The 24,881-nt window shown below is 68.6% G+C and carries 23 protein-coding genes; 9 read left to right on the top strand and 14 right to left on the bottom strand.

The window, feature by feature from the left end; genetic code table 11:
* Window positions 1–16: 16 nt before the first annotated feature.
* From G3T37_RS14240 to G3T37_RS14255, 4 genes are all read right to left on the bottom strand, one after another.
* A complete protein-coding gene (locus G3T37_RS14240) occupies window positions 17–2,680 on the bottom strand; it encodes an alpha-L-rhamnosidase (RefSeq protein WP_163474563.1) in 2,664 nt (887 codons plus the stop codon).
* Window positions 2,677–3,510, bottom strand: coding sequence for an ABC transporter permease subunit (locus G3T37_RS14245; protein ID WP_163474564.1), 834 nt, complete (start codon window positions 3,508–3,510; stop codon window positions 2,677–2,679). The genes G3T37_RS14240 and G3T37_RS14245 overlap by 4 nt, the downstream gene beginning before the upstream one ends.
* Window positions 3,507–4,439, bottom strand: coding sequence for a carbohydrate ABC transporter permease (locus G3T37_RS14250; protein WP_174247792.1), 933 nt, complete (start codon window positions 4,437–4,439; stop codon window positions 3,507–3,509). Before G3T37_RS14250 ends, G3T37_RS14245 begins: the two co-directional genes overlap by 4 nt.
* 108 nt (window positions 4,440–4,547) lie before the next feature.
* Entirely contained in the window at window positions 4,548–5,870 is a 1,323-nt protein-coding gene (locus tag G3T37_RS14255; RefSeq protein WP_163474565.1) for an ABC transporter substrate-binding protein, read from the bottom strand.
* Window positions 5,871–6,170: 300 nt separating this feature from the next.
* Here G3T37_RS14255 and G3T37_RS14260 point away from each other — a divergent pair, with 300 nt between their 5' ends.
* The 4 genes from G3T37_RS14260 (at window position 6,171) to G3T37_RS14275 (ending at window position 10,642) form a co-directional block, all read left to right on the top strand.
* Entirely contained in the window at window positions 6,171–7,187 is a 1,017-nt protein-coding gene (locus tag G3T37_RS14260) for a LacI family DNA-binding transcriptional regulator (protein ID WP_163474566.1), read from the top strand.
* Between the two features lie 61 nt (window positions 7,188–7,248).
* Window positions 7,249–8,880, top strand: coding sequence for a circularly permuted type 2 ATP-grasp protein (locus G3T37_RS14265; RefSeq protein ID WP_163474567.1), 1,632 nt, complete (start codon window positions 7,249–7,251; stop codon window positions 8,878–8,880).
* A complete protein-coding gene (locus tag G3T37_RS14270) occupies window positions 8,874–9,800 on the top strand; it encodes an alpha-E domain-containing protein (protein ID WP_163474568.1) in 927 nt (308 codons plus the stop codon). The genes G3T37_RS14265 and G3T37_RS14270 overlap by 7 nt, the downstream gene beginning before the upstream one ends.
* On the top strand, window positions 9,797–10,642 hold the full coding sequence (locus tag G3T37_RS14275; protein WP_163474569.1) for a transglutaminase N-terminal domain-containing protein: 846 nt from the start codon (window positions 9,797–9,799) through the stop codon (window positions 10,640–10,642). The genes G3T37_RS14270 and G3T37_RS14275 overlap by 4 nt, the downstream gene beginning before the upstream one ends.
* Before the next feature lie 10 nt (window positions 10,643–10,652).
* On the opposite strand, the gene G3T37_RS14280 is transcribed toward G3T37_RS14275, so the two are convergent.
* Both G3T37_RS14280 and ald read right to left on the bottom strand, forming a co-directional pair.
* The gene (locus G3T37_RS14280; protein ID WP_163474570.1) at window positions 10,653–12,254 is read right to left on the bottom strand and encodes an AMP-binding protein; all 1,602 of its coding nucleotides are present in this window, start codon (window positions 12,252–12,254) and stop codon (window positions 10,653–10,655) included.
* A 203-nt stretch (window positions 12,255–12,457) separates the two neighbouring features.
* Window positions 12,458–13,573 carry an alanine dehydrogenase gene (gene ald, locus G3T37_RS14285; RefSeq protein ID WP_163474571.1) on the bottom strand — a complete coding sequence of 372 codons (1,116 nt, stop codon included), beginning with the start codon at window positions 13,571–13,573 and terminating at the stop codon, window positions 12,458–12,460.
* Window positions 13,574–13,760: 187 nt separating this feature from the next.
* Between ald and G3T37_RS15430 the strand changes: the two genes are divergently transcribed.
* Window positions 13,761–14,003, top strand: a complete 243-nt coding sequence (locus G3T37_RS15430; protein WP_422110991.1) for an AsnC family protein — start codon at window positions 13,761–13,763, stop codon at window positions 14,001–14,003.
* Here G3T37_RS15430 and G3T37_RS14295 read toward each other — a convergent pair.
* Window positions 14,000–14,386 carry a hypothetical protein gene (locus G3T37_RS14295; RefSeq protein WP_163474573.1) on the bottom strand — a complete coding sequence of 129 codons (387 nt, stop codon included), beginning with the start codon at window positions 14,384–14,386 and terminating at the stop codon, window positions 14,000–14,002. The two genes, G3T37_RS15430 and G3T37_RS14295, sit on opposite strands and share 4 nt — an antisense overlap.
* A complete protein-coding gene (locus tag G3T37_RS14300; protein ID WP_163474574.1) occupies window positions 14,379–15,263 on the bottom strand; it encodes a polymer-forming cytoskeletal protein in 885 nt (294 codons plus the stop codon). The genes G3T37_RS14295 and G3T37_RS14300 overlap by 8 nt, the downstream gene beginning before the upstream one ends.
* Window positions 15,264–15,680: 417 nt before the next feature.
* On the opposite strand from G3T37_RS14300, the gene G3T37_RS14305 reads away from it, so the two are divergent.
* Window positions 15,681–16,175 carry an Lrp/AsnC family transcriptional regulator gene (locus tag G3T37_RS14305; protein WP_338401283.1) on the top strand — a complete coding sequence of 165 codons (495 nt, stop codon included), beginning with the start codon at window positions 15,681–15,683 and terminating at the stop codon, window positions 16,173–16,175.
* A 7-nt stretch (window positions 16,176–16,182) separates the two neighbouring features.
* Here the strand turns inward: G3T37_RS14305 and G3T37_RS14310 are convergent, their stop codons facing one another.
* On the bottom strand, window positions 16,183–17,520 hold the full coding sequence (locus tag G3T37_RS14310) for an MFS transporter (RefSeq protein WP_163474575.1): 1,338 nt from the start codon (window positions 17,518–17,520) through the stop codon (window positions 16,183–16,185).
* On the bottom strand, window positions 17,517–17,930 hold the full coding sequence (locus tag G3T37_RS14315) for a MarR family transcriptional regulator (RefSeq protein WP_163474576.1): 414 nt from the start codon (window positions 17,928–17,930) through the stop codon (window positions 17,517–17,519). The genes G3T37_RS14310 and G3T37_RS14315 overlap by 4 nt, the downstream gene beginning before the upstream one ends.
* Window positions 17,931–18,070: 140 nt before the next feature.
* Here G3T37_RS14315 and G3T37_RS14320 point away from each other — a divergent pair, with 140 nt between their 5' ends.
* The 3 genes from G3T37_RS14320 to G3T37_RS14330 all read left to right on the top strand — a co-directional run bounded on the left by G3T37_RS14320 (window position 18,071) and on the right by G3T37_RS14330 (window position 20,425).
* On the top strand, window positions 18,071–18,940 hold the full coding sequence (locus tag G3T37_RS14320) for an alpha/beta fold hydrolase (protein ID WP_338401284.1): 870 nt from the start codon (window positions 18,071–18,073) through the stop codon (window positions 18,938–18,940).
* Between the two features lie 62 nt (window positions 18,941–19,002).
* Window positions 19,003–20,052, top strand: a complete 1,050-nt coding sequence (locus G3T37_RS14325) for a lipoate-protein ligase LplAB (RefSeq protein WP_163474578.1) — start codon at window positions 19,003–19,005, stop codon at window positions 20,050–20,052.
* A gap of 34 nt (window positions 20,053–20,086) precedes the next feature.
* Window positions 20,087–20,425 (top strand): hypothetical protein, encoded by a 339-nt coding sequence (locus G3T37_RS14330; protein WP_163474579.1) that lies wholly within the window; start codon window positions 20,087–20,089, stop codon window positions 20,423–20,425.
* Window positions 20,426–20,506: 81 nt separating this feature from the next.
* On the opposite strand, the gene G3T37_RS14335 is transcribed toward G3T37_RS14330, so the two are convergent.
* From G3T37_RS14335 to G3T37_RS14350, 4 genes are read right to left on the bottom strand one after another with little or no spacing between them, the layout of a single operon-like run.
* Window positions 20,507–21,532 carry a LacI family DNA-binding transcriptional regulator gene (locus G3T37_RS14335; RefSeq protein WP_422110992.1) on the bottom strand — a complete coding sequence of 342 codons (1,026 nt, stop codon included), beginning with the start codon at window positions 21,530–21,532 and terminating at the stop codon, window positions 20,507–20,509.
* A gap of 9 nt (window positions 21,533–21,541) precedes the next feature.
* Window positions 21,542–22,945, bottom strand: a complete 1,404-nt coding sequence (locus tag G3T37_RS14340; RefSeq protein WP_163474580.1) for a GH1 family beta-glucosidase — start codon at window positions 22,943–22,945, stop codon at window positions 21,542–21,544.
* Window positions 22,945–23,856 carry a carbohydrate ABC transporter permease gene (locus G3T37_RS14345; protein WP_163474581.1) on the bottom strand — a complete coding sequence of 304 codons (912 nt, stop codon included), beginning with the start codon at window positions 23,854–23,856 and terminating at the stop codon, window positions 22,945–22,947. Before G3T37_RS14345 ends, G3T37_RS14340 begins: the two co-directional genes overlap by 1 nt.
* Complete coding sequence (locus G3T37_RS14350; protein WP_163474582.1) at window positions 23,853–24,812, bottom strand: carbohydrate ABC transporter permease; 960 nt, start codon at window positions 24,810–24,812, stop codon at window positions 23,853–23,855. The genes G3T37_RS14345 and G3T37_RS14350 overlap by 4 nt, the downstream gene beginning before the upstream one ends.
* Window positions 24,813–24,881: the final 69 nt, after the last annotated feature.

The following is a 24,881-nucleotide window of genomic DNA, read 5'->3' on the forward strand; positions in this document are numbered from 1 at the left end:
TGCGAGAGCGATCACGTCAATCGGGGCGTCCCGACGGAGTGATCACGGGCGCGGTGACGCTGACCTGGTGGGTGCCATGCGACAGTTCGAAGTCCGCCGCGGCGGGGGCGCCGTCGAGCGTGATTGTGGAATCGGCACCGGCCGGGAGCGACACCGCGGCGGTGACGCCGAAGGGCACCTCGATCTCGGCGGCGAAGCCGTCGGGCCCGGTGGACCACTCCACCGCGACGGAGCCGAAGCCCGTCTCGACGGATGCCCGTACCCGGTCGATCCCGGCCACGGGGCGTGGCGCGACCACCGTGCGCCGGTAACCCGGCGCACTCGCGTCCGGCGCGATGCCGCCCAGATTGCGATAGACCCAGTCGATGACCGCGCCGTAGGCGTAGTGGTTGAAGGAGAGCATCTGCGCGCCCTCGCTGTTGGCCATGTCGCCGGGATGGATCGTGCCATCCGCCTGCAGCGCGTCCCATCGCTCCCACACGGTCGTGGCGCCCATCTCCACCTGGTACAGCCAGGAGGGGATATCCCGACAGAGCAGCATCTCGTACGCCTCGGCGAATCGCCCGGCGTTCGACAGCGCGTGCAGCACGAGCGGTGTGCCGAGGAACCCGGTCGAGATGCGACCGCCGTGCTCCCGCACACTTTCGGCGAGCGCAGCGGCGAGGCGCTCGCGCTCGCCCTCGGGGGCGATGCGGAACTCGAGGGCGATGGCGCAGCCGGATTGGGTGCTCGCGGCGCTCGCCCCCTCCGCGGCCCACAGCAGTCCCGCGACCTCGTCGGCGAGCCGCGCGGCCCTCTCGGCGGCGCCCGGATCGCCCACGAGCCGTTCGGCCCACGACAGGATCCGCGCGCTGTGCACGAAGAACGCGTTCGCCACGAGGGTGCGCGACACCTTCGCCGCCCACGGCATGTTGCCGGGTGCATCCGGGTCGAGCCAGTCGCTGTACTGGAAGTCGTCGCGGGGCAGCAGCCCGTCGGCCTGCCGTCGGCCCTCGAGGTAGCCGACCCAGCGCCGCATGCTGTCGAGCTGGGTGCGCAGCACGCTCGCGTCACCGTACGACTCGTACACCGACCACGGCACGATCGTGGCGGCGTCGGCCCAGCCGGCCCGCCCCATGATGTCCTGCCCGCGGCCGTCGACCCGGAACGACTCCATGCCCAGGATATTCGGCACCACGGAGGCGACCCCGCCGTCGTCGGCCTGATCGATCTCGAGGTCGCGCAGCCACGACTCCCAGAACGCGCGGGTGTCGAAGAGCGTGGATGCGGTGGTCGCGAAGGCCTGCGCGTCACCGGTCCAGCCCAGGCGCTCGTCGCGCTGCGGGCAGTCGGTCGGCACCGAGACGAAGTTGTCGCGCTGAGACCACTGCACATTCGCGTGCAGGCGGTTGAGGACGGGGTCGGAGCTCTCGAACGCACCGCGCGGAGCGACCGCGCTGCTGATCGCGATCGCCGTCGCGGAGACGATCGTCTCGGCGCCCACCACGTCCGCGTAGCGGAAGCCGTGGAAGGTGAAGTTCGGCTCGAGCGTCGACTCGCCGTCGACCGCGAGAACGTAGCTGTCGGCGGCGCGCGCCGAGCGCAGCGAGCGCGTGTGCAGGGTGCCGTCCGGCTCCAGCACCTCCGCGTGCCGCACCGTGACGACGTCTCCCCGGCGGCCCGTGACCACGAGTCGCACCCACCCCGCGACGTTCTGACCCGCGTCGAGTACGGGGCCGAGCGGCGTCATCGGGAACGCGGCGATCTCGCGCACGCCGGTGGTGAGGGGGGCGGCGAGGATGCCGCGGTCGAGGGCGACCTCGGTGACGGGCATCCACCCCGTTGCGTCGAAGCCGGCGGATGCCCAGCCGGGCTGAGCGCGTCGCAGGTCGTAATCGCTGCCGTCGTAGATGCCCGAGGCGATCACCTCGCCCGTGCTCGCCGACCAGTCCGGGCCGGTGACGATGCGGCGCGTGCTGCCGTCCGCGAACTCGAGTTCGAGCTGCGCGAGCGCGGCGAGCTCCGAACCGTAGTAGGAGTCGCGGCCCTCCCAGCCGAGCCGGCCGCGGTACCAGCCGTCGGCGAGGGTCACGCCGAGCGCGTTCTCACCCGCGCGCAGCAGGCCGGTGACGTCGGCGGTGCTGACGATCAACCGCTCCTGGTAGGCGGTCCAGCCCGGCGCCAGCAGGTCGGGGGAGACGAGCTCGCCGTTGAGGCGGTACTCGCCGAGCCCGAGCGAGGTCGAGTAGAGCCGCGCCCGAACCGGAGCGGCGTCGAGCGTGAATCCGGTGCGCAGCAGCGGGGACCCGCCGCCCACCGGCGAGGGTGAGCCGATCGCGATCGCCGTCCAGTCCTCGGCGGCGAGGCCGGTCTCGACGCGGGCGGTGGGGCTCCACTCGGTCCAGCCCGCGGCGGTCTCGATGCGCACCCGGAAGTGGCGCACCTCGCGGCTCGCGGTCGGTGCCCCCGGAGCCGGGATCGCGAGCGCCTCCGGCGCCCGCACCGCTCCGCTCGAGACGACTCCGATCGAGAAGTCCGCGTCGGCGGCGGACTCGATCTCGTAGGCGAGCTGACGCGCCGACGGATCGCTCGCGCTCACCCGCCAGCTGAGGCGCACCTCGCCGACGGGGACGCCGAGCAGGTCATCCGGGTACTGGGTGCTGAGCGCGGTGACCGTGGTCGCCCGATCGACCGCCGTCATCCCTTCACCGCGCCGCTCGTGAGCCCGGCGACGATCTGGCGGTTGAAGAAGATGTAGGCGACGAGCGGGGGGATCGTGATCAGCAGGATGTCCATGAAAAGCAGGTTGTAGAAGCTGAGGTTCTGGCCCTGGAACTGATAGAGCGTGAGCTGCACGGTCGCGTTCTCATCACCCGGCAGGAAGTACAGCGGGCCGGCGAAGTCGTTGAACACGGCGACCGCCTGCACCACGATCACCGTCACGATGACGGGGCGCAGCAGGGGCAGGATCACCCGGAAGAACAGTCGGATCGGGCCGGCGCCGTCGAGCACCGCCGCCTCGTCGAGCTCGCGCGGGATCGTGCCGACGAAGGCGCGGAACAGGAGGATGCAGAAGGAGAGCCCGAAGGTGGCCTCGACGAGGATCATCCCGAACATCGTCTTGAAGAGGCCGACGCCCTGCAGCAGCCAGATGGTCGGCACGACCGCGGGCGGCACGATGAGGCCGGCGAGCACGAAGAAGTTGATGACCGGGTTGAGGCGCGAAGCCTTGCGCTGCAGCACGTAGCCGACCATCGCCGCGAGGATCACCATGATCGTGACCGAGCCGACGGTCAGGATCGCGCTGTTCGCGAACGCCCGCCAGATGAGGCCGTCGTTCGTGGCGAGCACGTCGCGCAGGTTCTGGAAGAACTGCCAGTGCGTCGGCCATGAGAAGGTGAGGTTGGAGGCGTCGTCCGGCGTCTTCGCGGCCTGCAGGAGGACGAAGGCGAACGGCACGAGGAAGACGACCGCGGTGACGACGATCGCCACGAGTCCCTTGATCCAGGCGATGGTGCGTGCGCGCTTCACAGTTCGACCGTCTTTCGGTTGAGGAAGGAGGAGAGCGGCACCATGATCGCCGTGACCACGACGAAGAGCACGACGTTGCCGGCGGTCGAGAGGCCGTAGAACCCCGCCTGGTACTGCTTGTAGATGACGGAGGCGATCACGTCGCTCGTGAAGCCGGGGCCACCGCCGGTGGTCGCCCAGATGAGGTCGAAGGAGCGGAGGCCGCCGATGAGGGAGAGGATGATCACGGTCGCCATCGCCGGGCGCGAGAGCGGGATCGTGATGGTGCGCAGGATCGCCCAGGAGCTCGCGCCGTCCATGCGGGCGGCCTCGAAGTACTCGTTCGGAATGGCCACGATGCCCGCCATGAAGATGAGGGTCGCGATGCCGACCCCCTTCCAGATGTCGACCGCGGCGATCGTGCCGAGTGCGAGGGCCGGGTCGGTGAACCACCCGGGCTGGGGGAGGTGCAGGAAGCCGAGGACGGCGTTGACCATGCCGTGGAACGGGTCGAGCAGCGACTTGAACATGATGCCGACGCCGATGGTCGAGATCAGCACGGGGAAGAAGATGATGGCGCGGAGGTAGCCACGGGCCAGGATCGGCCCGGTGAGGATCACCGCGAGAGCGAAACCGAGAACGACCTTCGCGGCGGAGGTGGCGAAGCCGTACTCGAAGGTGTGGATGAAGCCGTTCCACAGCTGCGGGTCCTGGAAGAACTGCACGAAGTTGCCGAGCCCGATGAACTGGGAGTCGAACAGCGACCACCGGGTGAGGGAGAAGTAGAAGGAGGCGAAGGTCGGAATGGCGAAGAACACCACGTACATGACCACGGCCGGGATGAAGAACCACGAGGGGTAGAACGACTTCATCTTCTTGCGTGGGCCGGTGCCCTTGCCGCCGGAGGTGGCGCCCACGGGGAGGGTGGGGGCCAGGTTGGTTGTCGCCATTGCTACTCCTCATCGAGTTGGCGGGTGGGGGAGGGAAACGGGGCCGGCGGTGGTGTGCTGCCGGCCCCGCGGCGTCTCGTTCAGTCGAACGCTACGTCAGGGTTGCGGCTAGTTCCAGCCCGGGAGGCCGAGCTGCTGAGCCTGGGCCTTCACGTCCTGGTCGTAGAGCGCGGCGCCCTGAGCGGCGGTCGAGATGCCGGATCCGACCTGGATGAGGATCTTCTCGAGGTTCGGTCCCTTGATGGGGGAGATGAACTCGAGCGCGAGGCCCGTCTTGCCCGCGTCCTGGTACTTCTGCTCGTCGGCGACGAGGGCAGGGGCGTTGGACGGAACGGTGCAGGCGGTCGTCGCGTAGGGTCCGGCCGGAAGCTGTGCGGCGTTCTGCACGGCGCAGCCCTCGGGCGAGTTGAGGAACGCGACGAGCTTCTTCGCGGACGCCAGCTTCGCTCCCGTGGTCGACAACGGGATGTAAGCGCCGTTCGCCTCCCACACTGTGGCGTGCGAGTTGCCGTTCGCCGTCGGCATCGCGAAGTAACCGATGTCGTTGACCTGGTCGGGGTTGCTCTGGATCACGTTGCCGATGACCACGGTGATCATCGGGTACTGAGCCGCCTGGCCGGTCGCGAGCATCTTCAGCGCGTTCACGTTGGTGAGCGAGGCGAAGTCCTTGTTCAGGAGACCGAGCTTGTGAACCTCTTCCGTGTCCTGGAAGCCGGCGAGTGCCGGCGGGTTCACGTACTTGGCCTTGTTCGCGGTGTAGTTCGCGGCCCAGTTCGGGTCCTGCGCGCTGACGTTGGCGAAGTCGGCGAGCACGAACAGCTGGCTGGTCCAGGTGTCACCGTACGACTGCACGACGGGGACGATGCCCGCGGCCTTGATCTTCTGGCTGTTGCTGATGAACTCGGCCCAGGTGTCGGGAACCGAGAGGCCCAGCTTGGCGTAGACCTTCTTGTTGTACATGACGCCGCCGTCGAAGGTGCTGCCGAACGGTGCGCCGTACATCCCCTTCGAGGTGCTGACCGCGGCCTTGAAGTCCTTCGAGACCGAGGCGGCCCACGGCTCGTTGCCGAGCGGCTGCAGGGTCTGGTCGGGGTGCAGCGCCTGGAGGAGCGATCCCGAGTTGTAGAAGAAGACGTCGTCCATGGTCTTGGTGGAGAGGCGGGTCTTGATGAGGTTGTCGCCGTCGGTTCCACCCGGGCGGGTGTCGACCTTGACCTTGATCGACGGGTACTTCTTCATGAACGCGGCCGCGATGTCCTTGGCCGTCTTCGTGGCAAGCGGGTCGTTGCCACCGGCGAGGAGCGAGATCGAGTTGCCATCGCTCGATGAACCGCCGCCCCCTCCGACGGAACAGCCGGTGAGGGCGAGTCCCACGAGTGCCGTCGCGCCTAGCACGGCCAATGCGCGCGTCGCGGATCGACGAAGAATCATTTATACCTCCTTGTATAAGAGCGCTGCGTTCCCGCTGTGCAGGGGGTGCATTGAAACGCTTCAGGAAGAAGCATGGATCAGAGACGGGCATCCCGTCAATGACCCTTTGTAACGATGGGGTAACAGAAAAGCGCTTCAATCCTCCCCAACTGGACAATTTTGTCGCACTTTGCGTGCGACGGCCCCCACAGTGACAACTCGCGAACCACGCCGGCTCACGCCCCCACCCCACAAGATTTACTCGTTTCATTCCGCTCAGCCGCCCCGCTGTCCTAGACTTCAGCCGGAAAGGGGGCTGGCATGGCCGCGGCGAACGTCAAAGATGTCGCTGCCCTCGCCCGCGTCTCCATCGGCACCGTCTCCAACGTGCTCAACCGCCCCGAGATCGTCTCTCCCGAGACCGCCGAGCGCGTCATGCAGGCGATCGAGAAGCTCGGCTTCGTGCGCAACGACGCCGCCCGCCAGCTGAAGGCGGGCCGCAGCAATGCGATCGGGCTCGTGCTCCTCGACGGCGCCAACCCCTTCTTCACCGAGATGGCGACGGCCGCCGAAGACGGCGCCGCGCGCGCCGGGTTCTCCGTCATCGTCGGCAACAGCAACGAGAAGAAGGACCGCGAGTCGGGCTACCTCAACCTCTTCGAGGAGCAGCGCGTGCGGGGCATCCTCATCTCGCCCGTCGGCAATGTGGCACCCCGGCTGCGGCGGATCCGCGATCACGGCATCCCCGTCGTGCTCGTCGACCGCACGAGCCCCGACTCCTCGTTCAGCTCCGTCTCGGTCGACGACGTCACCGGTGGGGCGGTCGCGGTGACGCACCTGATCGACTCGGGGCGCCGGCGCATCGCGTTCGTGGGCGGCGCGATGAGCATCCGCCAGGTCAGCGACCGCCTCCAGGGCGCGCGCATCGCGGTCGGGATGCGCGCCGACGTGAGCCTCGAAGTCATCACCACCGCGGCCCTCGTCGTGTCGGAGGGCCGCGAGGCGGGCCGCGCGATCGCTCGTCGCCCGGCGTCCGAGCGCCCGGACGCCATCTTCGCCGCGAACGACCTCGTGGCGATCGGCCTGCTGCAGGGACTGCTGATGGAGGGGCGGATCGCGATCCCCGACCAGATCGCCGTCATCGGCTACGACGACATCCCCTTCGCCGACGCCTCGGTCGTCGCGCTCAGCTCGATCCGCCAGCCGACCCGGCTCATCGGCGAGACCGCGGTCGAGATCCTGCTGGAGGAGGCCGACGACCCCACGCTCGAGCCGCGGCACGTCGTGTACCAGCCGGAGCTGGTCATCCGCGACAGCAGCGGCGGCCCCGCCGCCTGAGCGGCGAAATCCCCGGTCGCGGCGAAACATCGTCGCAACACCACCGCACTAGGCTCACACCATGGGTGACCTGTTCGACGGATACAGCTCCACCGTCACGCGCTCGAAGGGTGCACCGGCGTTCGATGAGATGTTCGCGAAGCCGGGGGCGGCGAGAAAGTCGTACAAGGAGATCCACGCGACGCTCGCGCGGATGACCCAGGAGGAGCTGCGCGGCCGCACCGAGGCCCTCGGTGCCAGCTACCTCGCGCAGGGCGTCACCTTCGACTTCGCCGGCGAGGAGCGCCCGTTCCCGCTCGACGCCGTTCCCCGGGTGATCGACCAGGCCGAGTGGCTCCACATGGAGGCCGGCATCAAGCAGCGCGTGCAGGCGCTCGAGCGGTTCCTCGCCGATATCTACGGCCCGCAGCTCGCCGTGCGCGACGGGGTGATCCCGGCCGCGCTCATCACCTCCTCCAGCCACTTCCACCGCGAGGCGGCGGGCATCGTGAGCGCGAACGGGGTGCGCATCCAGGTCAGCGGCATCGACCTCATCCGCGATGAGGCCGGCACCTGGCGCGTGCTCGAAGACAACGTGCGGGTGCCCTCCGGCGTCAGCTACGTCATCTCCAACCGCCGGGTCATGGCGCAGACCCTCCCCGAGCTCTTCGTCTCCATGCGGGTGCGCCCGGTGGGCGACTACCCGAACCGCCTTCTGCAGGCGCTGCGGGCCTCCGCCCCCGAGGGCGTGGATGATCCCACCGTCGTCGTGCTCACGCCCGGTGTCTTCAACTCCGCCTACTTCGAGCACACGCTGCTCGCCCGCCTGATGGGCGTCGAGCTCGTCGAGGGTCGCGACCTGTTCTGCTCCGGTGGCCGGGTGTGGATGCGCACGACGGCCGGTCCCACGCGGGTCGATGTGATCTACCGTCGCGTCGACGACGAGTTCCTCGATCCGCTGCAGTTCCGGGCCGACTCCATGCTCGGCAGCCCTGGACTCCTCCTGGCCGCCCGTCTCGGCAATGTGACCATCGCGAACGCGGTCGGCAACGGCGTCGCCGACGACAAGCTCGTCTACACCTACCTGCCCGACCTCATCCGTTACTACCTCGCCGAGGACCCGATCATCCCGAACGTGCACACCTGGCGGCTCGAGGAGCCGGGGGCGCTCGAGGAGGTGCTCGACCGCCTGGACGAGCTCGTCGTCAAGCCGGTCGACGGCTCGGGCGGCAAGGGTCTCGTCGTCGGCCCGGCCGCGTCGAAGGATGAGCTCGCGACCCTGCGCACCCGGCTGCTCGCCGACCCCCGAGGGTGGATCGCGCAGCCCGTCGTTCAGCTGTCGACGATCCCCACCCTCGTCGACGACGGGATGCGCGCCCGCCACGCCGATCTCCGTCCCTTCGCCGTCAACGACGGCAAAGACGTCTGGGTGCTGCCGGGCGGGCTGACCCGGGTCGCACTGCCGGAGGGGGAACTCGTCGTCAACAGTTCCCAGGGCGGTGGCTCGAAGGACACCTGGGTCGTGGGGCTCGACCCGTTGCAGACGCCGCGGCACGACATCCAGGGGCTGGTCGCGGATCAGGCCGCGCCGACGTCGTCGATTCCGATCATCCTCAGCGGCGATCACACGCAGGATCACTCGCCGCTGGACGGCCCCAAGTCGAACGACCAGGAGCAACAGCAACAGCAGCAGATCGGGGAAGACGCATGCTGAGCCGCATCGCAGAGAGCCTGTTCTGGATCGGGCGGTACATCGAGCGCTCCGACGGCACGGCCCGCATCCTCGATGTGCACCTCCAGCTGCTGCTCGAAGACCCGTGGATCGAAGAGAACCTCGCCTGCCGCTCGCTGCTGAGCGTGATGGGCAGCACCATCCCCGACACCGATCTCACCCGGGCCGACGTGCTGCAGCTGCTCGCCGTGGACCGCACGCAGCCCGCCTCGATCGCCTACTCCCTCAATGCCGCGCGCGAGAACGCCCGGCGCGCGCGCGAGGTCATCTCCACCGAGCTGTGGGAGGTGCTGAACACGACGCGCGCCCGCATGCCGCGCAAGGTGTCGAGCGACAAGGTGCACGAGTTCTTCGGCTGGGTGCGCGAGCGGTCGGCGCTCGCCGTGGGCATCATCGAGTCGGCGACCAGCCGCGACGAGGCCTGGAGCTTCTTCACCCTGGGTCGCAGCATCGAGCGCGCCGACATGACCGCGCGACTGCTGGCGACCCGCTCGCTCACCGAGGCGAGCGGGCCCTCCTGGACCACCATCCTGCGCAGCGTCGGCGCCTACGAGGCCTACCTCCGCACCTATCGCGGCATGCCGAGCGCCCGCAACGCGGCCGAGTTCCTGCTGCTCGACCGCCTCTTCCCGCGCAGCATCCTGTTCTCGGTCACGCGCGCAGAGCAGTGCATGCGCGACATCGAGCCGCGCACCGACCGGGTCGGCGTCAGCGATCAGGCCCTCCGCCTGCTCGGTCAGATCCGCAGCGAACTGGAGTTCCGGCCCATCGTCGAGATCCTCGACGACCTCACCCGGCACATGGACAACGTGCAGCTGGCCACGAGCGCCGCCTCGGAGGCGATCCGCCAGCGCTACTTCCCGACCAACGCCGCGCCGAGCTGGGTGCGTGAGAACTCGTGAACCGACTCAGAATCAAGCACACCACCGGCTTCCACTACGAGGGCGACGTCACCGCCTCCTACAACGAGGCGAGGATGCTCCCCGCCTCCAGCGACGGACAACTCGTGTTGTTCTCCCACCTCGACATCCTCCCCATCTCGAGCCAGCACTCCTACGTCGACTACTGGGGCACCCGGGTGTCCTCCTTCGACATCCTCACGCCGCACCGCGAGCTCGCGCTGACGGCGACGAGTCTCGTCGAGGTGCGCCCGCGCGAGCATCCGAGTCACGACCTCAGCTGGGACGACCTGGCCGTGGCCGCCGCGACCTCCACCGAGTACGTGGAGCAGTTGAAGCAGACGCGTCGCACCGAACCGCCCTCGGAGGTCGCCGAGCAGGCGGCCGAGATCGCGGCGACGGCGTCCGGTCCCTGCGACGCCGGACTGAAGATCTGCACCATGATCGGCGAGGCCGTGGAGTACATGCAGGGCGTGACCGGGGTGCACACGACGGCCACCGAGGCGTGGGCCGTGCGCAAGGGCGTCTGCCAGGACATCGCGCACCTCGCCCTGGGCGCACTGCGGTCGGTGGGCATCCCCGCCCGCTATGTCTCCGGCTACCTGCACCCCCGACCGAACGCGGCCATCGGCGAGACCGTGGTCGGCGAGTCGCACGCCTGGGTGGAGTGGTTCTGCGGGAGCTGGCGCGGTTTCGACCCTACGAACCTCATCGACATCGGCGACCGGCACGTCACCGTCGGCCACGGTCGCGACTACAACGACGTCGCCCCGCTGCGCGGGGTGTACGCCGGGCCGCATGCCTCGCAGTTGTTCGTCACGGTGCAGATCACGCGCGAGGCCTGAGCCCCGCGCGTCACGCCTTCGCGGCCGCCGCCTCGCGTTCCTTCGCCCGGAGGTCCTTGCGCAGGATCTTGCCCGAGGTGGTCTTCGGCACGACGTCGATGAACTCGACGCGGCGCACCTTCTCGTGCGGCGCGACGCGCTCTGCGACGTAGGCGATGACGTCGTCGGCCGTGAGCGCCGCGCCCGCCTGCACCACCACGAAGGCCTTCGGGATCTCCTGCGCGTCGTCGTCGGGCACCCCGATCACGGCCGCGTCTGCGATCTCCGGGTGCCCCAGCAGCACGGCCTCGAGCACGGCGGGCGCCACCTGGTAGCCCTTGTATTTGATGAGTTCCTTCAGCCGGTCGACGACGTAGTAGGTTCCGTCGGCGGCGACGGTCGCGATGTCGCCCGTGTGCAGCCAGCCGTCCGGCTCGAGGGTCGCGGTCGTCGCCTCCGCGTTGTGCAGGTAGCCGAGCATCACGTTCGGCCCGCGCACGAGCAGCTCGCCCGGAGCGCTCACCCCCTCCTCCGGCATCGGGATGTCGGCGCCCGTCTCCACATCGACGAGCCGGCACTCCACGTTGGGGAGCGGCACGCCGATGCTGTCGAGCGAGATGTCGTCGCGCTCGACGGGGATGGCGTGCGAGACGGGGCTGAGCTCGGTCATCCCGTAGCCCTGCCGCACCCGGCAGCGCAGCCGGTCGGCGACGAGTCCGGCGAGGGTCGCGTCGAGCGGGGCGGCCCCCGAGAAGATCACGTCGATCGAGGAGACGTCGTATTGGTCGACGATGGGGTGCTTCGCGAGCGCCACCGCGATGGGCGGGGCGATGAAGACCCAGGTGCAGCGCTGCTCGCTGATGTTGCGCAGAAACTCCGGCAGGTCGAAGCGCGGCATCGTGACGAGACTCGCCCGCTGCTTGATCGCGTAGTTGAGCAGCACGGTCAGTCCGTAGATGTGGAAGAAGGGCAGCACCGCGAGCACGCGGTCGGATCGCGTGAGGCCGATTACCATGCCCGACTGCACGACGTTGGCGACGAGGTTGCGATGGCTGAGCATGACGCCCTTCGGGCGACCCGTGGTGCCGGAGGAGTAGGGCAGCACGGCGATCTGGGTGGCCGGATCGAGGTGCACCTCCGGGGCGGGCGCGCCCTGCGCGATGAGGTCGCGAAGCGAGGGATGACCGTCCGCCCCGTCCATCACCACCAGGTGCTCCGCATCCAGGCCGACCGCCGCTGCGGCCTCCGCTGCGTGGCCCAGCAGGGGTGACACGGTGAACAGCCAGTGGGCATCCGCATCGCGCAGCTGGTTCGCGATCTCGTCGGCGGTGTACAGCGAGTTGATGGTGGTGACGATGCACCCGGCCCGGAGGATTCCGTGGAAGACGATCGCGAAGGCGGGGGCGTTCGGGCAGAGCAGGCCGACGACGGTGCCGGGGGTCGCCCCCCGCGCGGCGAGGGCGCCCGCGACCGCGTCGATCTGGGCGACGAACTGGCGGTAGGAGACCTGATTCCCCGTCGGGCCGTCGATGAGGACGACTCGATCGAGGTCCTCCTCGGCGAGGTCGCCGAACAGGAAGTCGTAGACGCTCTGGTCGGGGATGGTTGCGTCGGGGTAGGTCGTGCTCGGCATGATCGGCTATCTCCTTTGACAGACGGGGCTCTCACTCACCTTCTCACCCCGGCGGAGTTTTGCGGTCAACTCGGGGCAACTCGGAAGGAATGGCGGCGAATTCCGGTGCCGCGTCGCACGTCCGAGGTGCGTCATAAGTGCGAATAGCGATCGCTCTTATTTGCACTTAGCGCCGTAAGTGAAAGTAAGCGGCGCCTGTTCTTCTACGCCGCGGCCTCCGCGACGCTCACGAGCGGCAGCCCGAGCGCCTCGGCGACGCCCGCGTTGGTCACGGCACCGGCGTGCACGTTGAGGCCCTTCGCGAGGGCGGCATCGTCGGCGACGGCCTTCTTCCAGCCCTTGTCGGCGATGGCGAGCACGTAGGGCAGGGTCGCGTTGGTGAGCGCGGCCGTCGAGGTCTCCGGCACGGCGCCGGGCATGTTGGCGACGCAGTAGTACAGCGAGTCGTGCACGGCGAAGGTGGGGTCGTCGTGGGTGGTCGCGCGGCTGCCCTCGAAGCATCCGCCCTGGTCGATCGCGATGTCGACGAGCACGGAGCCCGGCTTCATGCCCGCGACCATCTCGTCGGTGACGAGCTTGGGCGCCTTCTCGCCGGGGATCAGCACCGAGCCGATCACGAGGTCGGCGTCGCGCACCTGGGCGGCCACCTCGTAGGGGGAGGAGTGGCGCGTCTGGATCGCACCGTTCCACCGCGCCTCGAGGGTGCGCAGGCGGGCGAGAGAGACGTCGATGACGGTCACGTCGGCGCCCATGCCGAGGGCGTTCGCGGCGGCGTGCTCCCCGGCGACCCCGCCGCCGATCACGACGACCTTCGCCTTGCGCGTACCGGCGACGCCGCCCAGCAGAACGCCGCGGCCACCGGATGCCCGCATCAGGTGATACGCACCGACCTGGATCGACAACCGCCCGGCGACCTCGCTCATGGGCGAGAGCAGCGGCAGGCTGCGGTCGGCGAGCTGAACCGTCTCGTAGGCGATCGCCGTGGTGCCCGAGGCCAGCAGGGCGTCGGTGCACTCGCGCGAGGCGGCGAGGTGGAGGTAGGTGAAGAGCACCTGCCCGGCGCGCATGCGCGAGTACTCGGCGGCGATCGGCTCCTTCACCTTGAGGAGGAGGTCGGCGGAGGCCCATACCTCGTCGGCCGTCGGCAGCACGGTCGCGCCGGCGGCGGTGTAATCGTCGTCGGAGATGCGGGATCCGACTCCGGCGCCCGCCTCGACGACGACCTCGTGACCGCGCACGACGAGCGCGTGAACACCCGCCGGGGTGATCGCGACCCGGTTCTCGTTGTTCTTGATCTCGGTGGGGATTCCGACGCGCATGGCGACTCCTCGGTGACGGCGGTGCTGACGGTGGCGGACGGGCCGGGCTCGTGGTCGGGCCGCACCCCTAGATGCGGCCCGATTGCTGCAATGGTCGCAGAACATCCGAACGATGCCCAGATCGGGCGAAGAACCTTCGGTAAGGTCATCCCAGTACGAAGGTTCTTCTGCGAGAGGCGGTATTTCGGTGGCACAGGCACACGATCTTCGCGAGGGGGCGGTGCTCGACGATATCGACCGCCGGATTCTGGCCGCGCTGGCCGACGACGCGCGGCTGTCGAACGCCCAGCTGGCCGCCGCGGTGGGCATCGCCCAGTCGACCGCCTGGGGTCGCGCGAAATGCCCGCCGGGATGCTTCGCAAATACGGGCGCAGTCCTCGCTGGGCCCGTCGTGATGGCCCGAGGGTCGCGGGCTATCAGCAGTCACTAGAACGAGATTCCGCCGTTGCCGATAGTTGGCAGAAATGGGATGAGAGAGGGTGCGTTGCCCCATCCGAAGACGTACGCATCAACAAGCGCCAATGCGAGCGCGACGCCCCAGCGAATCCACCACGGCCTAACCCAGGGCGGGACCGCAACAGCCGCGAACACAAGCCCTGAACAAGCCACCGCCAAGACGACCCCGAGCGCGTATCCGAGTTCCAGAGAACTCGCGGTCGGCCCCCAGCATCCGCCGAATCCGCACCACCCCAGCCGGGCGGCAAACCACAGCGGATAGCCGATCAGCAGTGCCACGGGGACAGTCCAGAACAGATTGACGGCGGCAATGCTGAAGCCCCGTGGTTTGCTTTCCCGAGCGGTCGAATCAGCCAAGGTTCACGGCTCCCGATGTTGCGAATGAGCCGGCCTGTATCGATGCGCCGAGCGAGGAGGTGCCATTCACTATGACCTTTCCCGGGGTTTGAAGCAGCACCTTGACCTTCGGGTCGATTGTCGTCGCCGCGGAGAAGGCCAAGTCCTTATTGGTTGAGCCGCCCCCCTCGACCTTGATGGTCAGGGTGTGGGTCGCGCCGTCCCCTGAGGCAACATTGAGCCCACTTGCAGTCGAGAACTTGCCCACGATGAGTGTCAGGTCCCCCCTGAGGGATAGCGTCATTCCTTGAAGAGTAACTCCCGCGCATGAGCTGGCAGATGGTCGTGCATCTACGAAGAGATCACTCATTATGGATGCAGTGGATCCGTTCACGCTGGAGCTCCACGGCGCCATGGTGCAGCCCGGGTTGCTGGTGAGGCCTTGGGACCAGGAGGGGGCGGCGTTGGCCGACGCGGTCCTGTTCATCCATTGCTTCCAGGTGATCGCCGATGAGGGGAGGGAGCCGACCGTGAACGAGGGGTACGGCCCGACAAGTGGCCTTGGCACCGGCACTCTCGCCGAGATGGTTCCGGTGACCGAGCCATTCGCTGCCAGTGCCTCCTGCTGCAAACCGTCGATCACCGTGAATGTTCCGTTCGTCGAGACAGATCCCCCAATCTTCGCGGTGGATTGGAATCGAACATTGCCAGCTGCGAAGACAGAGCCCAGCACTTGAGGTCTTGCATCCATGACTATCGTCCCGCCGGCGTAGATGTCCCCAGCAATGCGGCAATTGTTGGTGAGGTGGATGTTGCCGGCGGCGAATACCGAACCGGCGACGCGCACATCTGAGTTGCACTCGAAGTCTCCACCGGTCACGACATTGCCGTTATTCACATGTAGCTGATTGGTGAGAGAGACCGATGCAGCGGAACTGACTGCCGTCTGCCAACCATCGATGACAGTATCAACGCCGCCAGTCCCATAGCACCGATCGCGCTCACCCGTAAAACCTTCAGCTTCCTCACCTTTCCCTCAAGCAATTTCCGAGAGATTATTAGGAAAGAATCACGTTCGCAATCACCCGGTTGGGGGGACGACGCCATGGCGATTGTTGATGTGGAATGAGCCACGCTGGCCAGGATCCACCTCGGCGGTGCCGAGACTCTGCATCGCTCCAATCGTTCGTGTCGGGCGACAAGAGTGTCACCGGCCCATGGGCGCGGCCGCATCCGAACGATGCCCAGATCGAGCGAAGAACCTTCGGTAAGGTCATCCTAGTACGAAGGTTCTTCTGTGAGAGGCGGTATTTCGGTGGCACAGGCACACGATCTTCGCGAGGGGGCGGTGCTCGACGACATCGACCGCCGGATTCTGGCCGCGCTGGCCGACGACGCGCGGCTGTCGAACGCCCAGCTGGCCGCCGCGGTGGGCATCGCCCAGTCGACCGCGCACGTGCGGTTGCGCTCGCTCATCGACCGCGGTGTGATCACGGGGTTTCTCACGAGCATCGACCAGCGCAAGCTGGGCCTCACCCTGCAGGCCCTCATCGGCGTGACGCTGCGCTCCGGGTCGCGCCAGTCGAGCATCACCGCCTTCAGCGAGGACGTGCGTCGCCTGCCCGAGGTGCTGCAGGTGTTCTTCCTCGGCGGTCTCGACGACTTCATGGTGCACATCGCTGTGGCCGAGTCGGCGGATGTCCGGCGCTTCGTCGTCGAGCACCTGTCGGCGCACGCGAGCGTGGCCTCCACCCGCACCAGCCTCATCTTCGACTACCACCGCAACGGCGTCGCGGCGTCGTTCGACTAGCGCGAGGCTACCCGCGCTGGACCGCGATCTCCTGAGTCTCGAGGCTGGCGGCGGCGTCGGCACGACGCTGGGCGGCCGACAGGAGTGAACCGGCGTAGCGGGCGCGGACACCGAAGCGAGCCTCGGGCGAGCGCTCCAGCCGCAGACGCTTCGCGCCGATCATCCACCCCACCGCGACGGCGGCGGCCGCGAGCCCGGAGGCGGCCGCGACGCCGAGCGCCCAGCGCGGGCCGAAGACGTTGGCCACCCAGCCCACGACGGGCGCCCCGATCGGGGTGCCGCCCGCGAAGATCGCCATGTACAGCGCCATGACCCGGCCGCGCATCGCGGGCTCGGTCGTCGTCTGCACGTAGGCGTTCGCGCTCGTCATCATGGTGAGCGAGCTCACGCCGACCACGATGAGGGAGATCGCGAAGCTCCAGTAGCTCGGCATCGTGGCGGCGACGATGCAGGCGAAGCCGAAGGCGACCGCGGCGAGGGTCACCACCCGCAGCCGCGGCTTCTCGCGGCGGGCCGCGAGAAGAGCTCCGGCCACCGAGCCGATCGCCATGATCGACGACAGGATTCCGAACTCGCTCGCGCCCTTGTGGAACGCGACGGTCGCCATGGTGGAGGTGAAGATGGGGAAGTTGAAGCCGAAGGTGCCCACGAGGAACACCATGACGAGCACGACGACGATGTCGGGACGACCCCAGACGTAGACCCAGCCCGCCCTGATCTGACCCCGCGCGCGCGGCGGCCGCACGGGCGCGCGCAGTTCCTCGCGCCGCATCAGCCGGAGGGCGCCCATCGTCGCGGCGAAGGTCGTCGCGTTCAGCAGGAACACCCAGCCGCTCCCGATCGTGGCGATCAGCACGCCCGCGACGGCGGGGCCGATCAGCCGGGCGCCGTTGAAGGAGGCCGAGTTGAGCGCCACGGCGTTGGGGATGCTCGACTCCGGCACGAGCTCCGAGACGAAGCTCTGGCGCACCGGCGCGTCGATCGCCGCAACCACCCCGAGCAGGAATGCGAACACGTAGACCTCCCACAGCGTGGCGACACCGAACACGGTGATGAGGCCGAGGGCGAGTCCGAGCGCCCCCATGAGCAGCTGGGTCAGCATGAGTAGCCGGCGCTTGTCGGCGCGATCGGCGATGAGGCCGGAGACCGGCATGAGCAGCAGGATGGGCCCGAACTGCAGCGCCATCGTGATGCCCACGGCGGCGGCGTCGTGGTTCGTCAGGTCGGTGAGAACGATCCAATCCTGGGCGGTGCGCTGCATCCAGGTGCCGATGTTGGAGACGAGCGCGCCCGCGAACCAGAGGCGGTAGTTGACGATGCTGAGGCTGCGGAAGATCGCGTTCACGAGTCGGCGAGCTTCCGCAGAATATCGGCGGCAGCGGCGACGGTCGCCCGCTCCTCCTCGCTGAGCGAGGCGAGCCGGGTGGTGAACCACGCGTCGCGCTTGCGCTTGGTGTCGCGGATGAAGGTGCGCCCCGCATCCGACAGCTCGAGCACCACGCGGCGTCCGTCGTCGCGCGCGGCCTCCCGCGTGACGAGACCGGCGGCGACGAGGCTGTTGATGGTGCGGTTCATGCTCGGGGGCGTGACGCGCTCGTGCTCGCTCAGCGAACTGAGGCTCTGCGGACCGAGCGTGTACAGCGCGAAGAGCACCGCGCGCTGCCCCTCGGTGACGTTCTCGTCGCCCTGCATCGAGCGGATGCGGCGGGCGAGACGCTGGATCGTCAGTCGGATGTCCTGGTCGTCGGTCGGCATGATAGTTAACCTAACAAATTAGCCTCGCTAAGTATTTCCCGCGACCGCGACCACGGCGACCTCCCGCCGCGCGTCGCGCCCCGAGCGCCGGGCGGATGACCTCGCGCACGCATTACGCTGAACCCAGCAAGGAGGCTCCCGTGCCCACATCCGTCCGCACCGACCACAGCTACGTCGACGCCGAGGGCGTCACCATCCACTACCACCGGTGGGACGCGCAGAACCCGGTCGGCGTCGTGCAGATCGCCCACGGGCTCGGCGAGTACGCGGCACGGTACGAGTACCTCGCCCAGGCGCTCACCGCGGCGGGCTTCACCGTCTACGCCGACGACCACCGCGGGCACGGGCAGACCGGTCTCGGCCAGTACGGCGGCGACCGCAGCAGACTCGGCCGACTCGGGCCGGGCGGGCTGCGGGCCACGATCGCCGCGCTGCGGATGCTGACCGCGATCGCGCGCGACGAGCATCCCGATCTCCCGCTCGCCATCATCGGTCACAGCTGGGGCTCGCTCATGGTGCAGATCATCCTCAACCGGCACGCCTCCGACTACGACGCCGTGATCCTCACCGGCACCGCCCACCGCCTGCCCGGCAGCATGAACGCCGGGCAGTTGAACGCGCGCCACAAGCACCTGGGCGACACCGGGTTCGAGTGGCTGAGCCGCGACCCCGCGGTCGCCGCCGCCTTCCTCGCCGACCCTCTCACCTTCTACGCCGACGTGCTGAAGCTCTTCGGCCTCGCCGATGGCCTGCGGCTCTTCGGGGTGCCCTCGCGTCACCTCGACCACGACGTGCCGCTCCTCATCGCGATCGGCAGCGAGGATCCGCTCGGCGGCGAGCGCAGCGTGCGCCACCTCGGTGCCGCCTACGGCAAGCGCTCGCGCCTCAGCGACGTCGAGCTCGCCGTGTTCCCGGGCGCGCGTCACGAGATCTTCAACGAGACCAACCGCGATGAGGTGAACGCTTTCGTCATCGACTGGCTCACCTCGCGTCTCGTTCCCCGCGGATGACCGCCGCCAGCTAGCGCGGCACCCGCTCGATTACGCTGGGCAGCGAGCAGAAAAGAGGCATCGTGCACGGCGAATTCAAGGTTCCCGGGGGCAAGCTCGTCGTCGTCGACCTGGAGGTGGTCGACGGCACGATCCGCGAATTCCGGCTGGCCGGCGACTTCTTCCTCGAACCCGATTGGGCGCTCGGTGCCATCAACGACGCCGTGGTGGGCCTCCCCGCCGACTCCGAGGCGAGCACCTTCACTCAGGCGATCCAACGGGCGCTCCCCGCCGACGCCGTTCTGCTGGGCTTCTCGGCCGAGGCCGTCGCGACCACGATCCGCCGGGCGCTCGCCGAGGCCACCAGCTTTCGCGATTACGACTGGCAGATCATCCACGGCCGCTCGGAGCGCCCGCAGCTGCAGATGGCCCTCGATCAGGTTCTGGCCGAGGAGGTCGGCGCGGGTCGCCGCGGCCCCACGTTGCGCATCTGGGAGTGGGATGACCCGGCCGTCGTGATCGGCAGCTTCCAGTCCGTGCGCAACGAGGTCGACCTCGAGAACGCCGCGAAGTACGGCTTCGAGGTGGTGCGGCGCATCAGCGGCGGCGGCGCGATGTTCATGGACTCCGGATCGGTCGTCACCTACTCGATCTACGCCCCCTCGGCTCTCGTGCAGGGCATGAGCTTCGCCGACTCGTACGCCTTCCTCGACGAGTGGGTGATCGTGGCGCTGAAGACGCTCGGCATCGACGCCTGGTACCAGCCGCTCAACGACATCACGAGCGCGAAGGGCAAGATCGGCGGCGCCGCCCAGAAGCGCCTCGGCACGGGCGCGGTGCTGCACCACGTGACGATGAGCTACGACATGGACGGCGACAAGATGGTGGAGGTGCTCCGCATCGGTCGCGAGAAGATGAGCGACAAGGGCACCCGCAGCGCGAACAAGCGGGTGGACCCGCTGCGCAGCCAGACCGGGTTGCCCCGGGCGGCGGTCATCGAGCAGCTCATCACCACCTTCGACTCGCTGTACGGCTCGACCCGCGGCGAGATCACGCCCGAGGAGTACGCCAAGGCCGAGCAGCTGGTGCGCGAGAAGTTCGGTACGCCGGAGTGGATCCATAGGGTGCCGTAATCTCTGTGACACATTCTCGACATAGGCTGAGCGCATGAACGGGTGGGTGGTGCCGGCGATCGTCGTGGTCGCGATCGCGATGGCGGTCGTCGCCGCCGCGCTGGGCTGGATCGACCTCTCCGACAAGACCCAGCGCACGAGAGGCTCCGGGGGCTCATCGGGGTCGGGGTTCTTCGGCATCGGCGACGAGGTGTTCAACCCGAGCCGCTACGAGGCGCAGGTTGAGCTCGACCGCCAGACCACGCTCCCCGCGCCCGCCCCCATTCCCGGCGACGGGCCGTTCCTGCGGGATTCGCCCCGCGGCGAGGAGCGACCCCGGGCCGAGAGCTACGCGGGCAAGGTCACGATCGAGCTGCCGACCGCGCCCCGGTAGTCGCGGCCCCGCCCGGCGCCGCCGAATCCGCTCCGCGGCCGCTCCCCGCCGACGCCACCGCGGGGCAGCTGCCCCGCCCGACTACACCGACTCGCGCTCGACCAGCTGTGTCGGGATGATCGTGAGCCGTTCCACGGTCTCACCCTCGATCAGCCGCACGAGAGTCTCCGCGATCTTCGCGCCCTGCGTCGTCGACGGCTGGTCGATCGTGGTGAGCGGCGGCGTCGCGTTCTGCGCGTAGTAGTCGTTGTCGATCGTGGTGACCGACACGTCGCGCGGAACGACGAGTCCGTGCTCGCGGAGCACGCCCAGCGCACCGGACGCCATCTGGGCGGAGGCCGCGAACAGGGCGTCGAAGGGGGTGCCGCGGTCGATCATCCGCTGCATCGCCTCGGCGCCGCCCTGCGGGGTGAAGTCGCCGTACTCGACGAGGTCGTCGTGGATGCCCGCCGCCCCGAGTGCGCGCCGCCACCCCTCCAAGCGGTCGATGCCGGCCGACATGTTCTGCGGCCCCGCGATGGTGGCCACGCGGGAGCGTCCGTGCGAGAGCAGGTAGGCGGTCGCGCGCTCGGCCGCCGCGACGTTGTCGACGTCGACCACGTAGGTGTCCGGGCCGGCCTCGCTCGTGGGCCGTCCGCCGAACACGACCGGCAGGGAGCGGGCCAACTGCACGTACGACTGATCGTCGCTGTGATGCGAGAGGATCAGCGCGCCGTCGACATTGCCGCCCTGCAGGTAGCGCCGGGTCTTCGAGGGGTCGGTCTCCGAGGAGATCAGGAGGGTGAGCGTGTACTCCGTGGAGCTCAGATACATGGCGACGCCCTGGATCACCGAGGCGAAGTACGGGTCGGCGAAGAACCGCGCGGTGTTCTCAGGGATGACGAGCGCGATCGTGTGGGTGCGCCGGCTCGCGAGGGAGCGGGCGGCCCGGTTCGGCACGTAGCCCAGCGCCTCGATCGCGTCGTTGACGGCCGAGATCACGTCAGGGGTGACCTTGGGCGACGCGTTGACGACGCGCGAAACGGTCGACCGCGAGACTCCGGCGAGTGCGGCGACCATTTCGAGCGTCGGCGTGGGCCGGCTGCCGGAGGAGGAGAGCGTCGTCACGGCTACAGTCTAGGGAGCGGGCGCCAGCGCGCCCGCGATCATGCGGGCGTACTCGAGCCCGCTGTCCTTGACGATCCGCTCCTGCGTGTCGTAGTCGACGCGCACGATGCCGAACCGCTTGTTGTAGCCCCACGCCCACTCGAAGTTGTCGAGGAACGACCAGACGAAGTAGCCGCGCACGTCGGCTCCCGCCGCGATCGCCCGCGACACGGCCTCGACGTGCTGGCGGATGTACTGGGTGCGCTCCGGGTCGTGCACCGCGCCGTCCTCGCTCACGACGTCGTCGTAGGCGGCCCCGTTCTCGGTGACGTACAGGGGCGGAAGCGTCGGGTAGTCGTGACCCAGCCTCTCGAGCAGCACGCGCAGGCCATCCGGGTTGACCTCCCAGCCCATCGCGGTGTGCGGCAGGGCCCGCGGCGGGAAGGTCACGTACTCGGAGCCGACGAAGGGCGACGACTTGGGGCGGTCGGTCGGTACGAGCCCGGTGGCCGTGCCGGCGGGCAGGGGATGACCGCTCACATTGTCGTCGTGGTAGTAGTTGACCCCCAAGAAGTCGAGCGGTGCCGCGATGGTCTCGAGATCGCCCGGCTGGATTCGCTCGGCGAGACCGAGCCCCGCGACGTCGCGCAGCACGTCGGCCGGGTAGGCGCCGAGCAGCAGGGGCTCGAGGAACGCGCGGTTCCAGATGCCGTCGATGCGCCGCGCGGCCTCGATGTCGACCGGGTCGCCCGGGTCGTTCGGCACCGCGGTGGTCAGGTTGAGCGTGATCCCGATCTTCTCCGCGCCGAGCTCGCGCAGTGCCCGCGAGGCGAGGCCGTGGGCGAGGTGCTGGTGGTGGAGTGCGGCCAGCGCGGCCTCGGGTTCGCGGCGCCCGGGCGCGTGCTCGCCCGCGGCGTAGCTGATGAGCGAGGAGCAGAAGGGCTCGTTGAAGGTCGTCCAGTGGGTCACGCGGTCACCGAGCACCTCGTGCACGAGCGCCGCGTAGTCGCGGAAGCGGTAGGCCGTGTCGCGGTTCGCCCAGCCGCCGCGCTCCTCGAGAGCCTGCGGAAGGTCCCAGTGGTACAGGGTCAGCCAGGGCAGGATCCCCGCCTCGAGCAACTCGTCGACGAGCCGGCTGTAGAACTCGAGTCCCGCCCGGTTGGGCTCGCGGTCGCCCGGTTTGATGCGGGCCCAGCTGGTCGAGAAGCGGTACGACTGGATGCCCAGCTCGCGCATGAGCGCGACGTCGGCGGGCATCCGGTGGTAGTGATCCACCGCGACCTCGGGGGTGTCGAACCCCGCGACGGCCCCGGGGATGCGCGCGAAGGCGTCCCAGATCGAATCCTCTTTGCCCCCCTCGTGGGCGGCGCCCTCGATCTGCGCGGCGGCGGTCGCCGAGCCCCAGAGGAACCCGGCCGGGAACTCCATGCCCATCAGCCCTTCACCGCGCCCTGCATGATCCCGGCGACGAGGTGCCGACCGGCGACGACGAACAGGGCGATGAGCGGAAGGGTCGCGAGCAGCACCCCCGCCAGCACCACGGAGTAGTCGACGAAGTAGTTCGCCTGCAGCGTGGCGAGCGCGACCGGCAGGGTGGGGTTCGCCGAGCCGAGCACGATGAACGGCCAGAAGAAGTTTGTCCAGGTCATGATGAAGGTGAAGAGGGCGAGCATCGCGGCCGCGGGTCGGGCCGAGGGCAGGCCGATGTACCAGAAGGTCTTGAACATGTTGGCGCCGTCGATGCGCCCGGCCTCGATGAGCTCGTCGGGCAGCGCCTGACCGATGTACTGGGTCATCCAGAACACCCCGAAGGCGGTGACGAGGGCCGGCACGATCACGGCGCCGAGCGTGCCCGTCCAGCCGAAGTTCGACATCGCGATGAAGAGCGGCACCACGCCCAGTTGCGTGGGAACCGCCATCGTCGCGATGACGAAGGCGAGCAGCCCGCGCTTGCCGCGGAAGCGCAGCTTGGCGAAGGCGTACCCCGCGAGCGTGGAGAAGAAGACGACGGATGCCGACACCACCGTCGAGACGATGAGGCTGTTGCCCAGCGACTTCCAGAACGCGACGCTCTCGTTGTTGATGACCGAGAGCGCGTTCTTCACGAAGTTGCCGCCCGGGATCCACGACATGGTCGGGTCGTTGATCGTGCTGGAGTCGCCGGAGCCGATGAGGATCGTCCAGTAGATGGGGAACAGCGCGCCGAGCAGGATCGCGGCGAGGAAGGCGTAAGCGAGGAAGCCGGGTCGCTGCGCGACGATCGCACGCCCGCGCCGACTGCCGGAGCGTCCGCGGCGCGGGGTGGCCGCGAGGGACATCGGCTGCTTCTGGCTGGTGGCGGTCATCGCTGCACCCCTCCGTTGCTCGAGATGCGCCGGGTGATGGCGAGGTTGATGAGGCCGATGACCACGATGATCAGGAACAGCAGCCAGGCGACGGCGGCCGCGCGACCGAAGTCGAGCTGGCCCCAGCCGAGGTTGTAGAGGTACAGGGTGAGGGTCATCCACTGCTGGTTCGCCCCGCCGGTGCCGTTCTGGTCGAACAGTCGCGGCTCGTCGAAGATCTGCAGTCCGCCGATCGTGGCGGTGATGATGACGAAGATGAGGGTGGGCCGCAGCTGCGGAATCGTGATCGAGAAGAAGCGGCGCACGCGGCCGGCGCCGTCGATCGCCGCGGACTCGTACAGGTCGCGGGGGATCGCCTGCATGCCGGCGAGGAGGATGAGCGCGTTGTAGCCGGTCCAGCGGAAGTTGACCATGGTCGCGATGGCGAACTGGCTCGCGAACGGGTCGCTGTGCCACTGGATGGCGGGGATGCCGAGGTGGCCGAGGGTGGTGTTCACGAGGCCGTAGCGGTCGCCGAACATGTTGCTGAAGATGAGGGCGACGGCGACCGGCATGACGATGTAGGGGAGCAGGACGCTCATCCGCCAGAAAGTACGGCCGCGCAGATTGGTGTCGAGCACCGCGGCGATGAGCAGCGCGAAGACGATCTGCGGTACCGCGGAGAGCAGGAAGATGCTCAGGGTGTTGCGGAGGGCGATCCAGAACTGGCGCTGCTGGAGAACCCAGGTGAAGTTGTCGAACCAGACCATCGGGCCCTGCCCGGCGATGAGGTCCCAGCGGTGCAGCGAGACCCAGCCGGTGTAGAGCAGGGGGAACAGCCCCACCAGCGCGAACAGCAGGAAGAACGGCGAGATGTAGAGGTACGGCGAGAACTTGATGTCCCACCGGCCCAGCTTCTGGCTGAACGCGATGCGCCGGGGGGTCCGCTCCCGGAGGGGCAGTGTCGACGAGGTCATGGAGGAGTCCTTCGGATGCGAGGGAGCGGGGTCTCTCGACGAGAAGAGACCCCGCTCCGGTGTCGGGTG

Origin of the sequence: Galbitalea soli, from assembly GCF_010686725.1 — a bacterium.
Lineage (GTDB): Bacteria > Actinomycetota > Actinomycetes > Actinomycetales > Microbacteriaceae > Galbitalea > Galbitalea soli.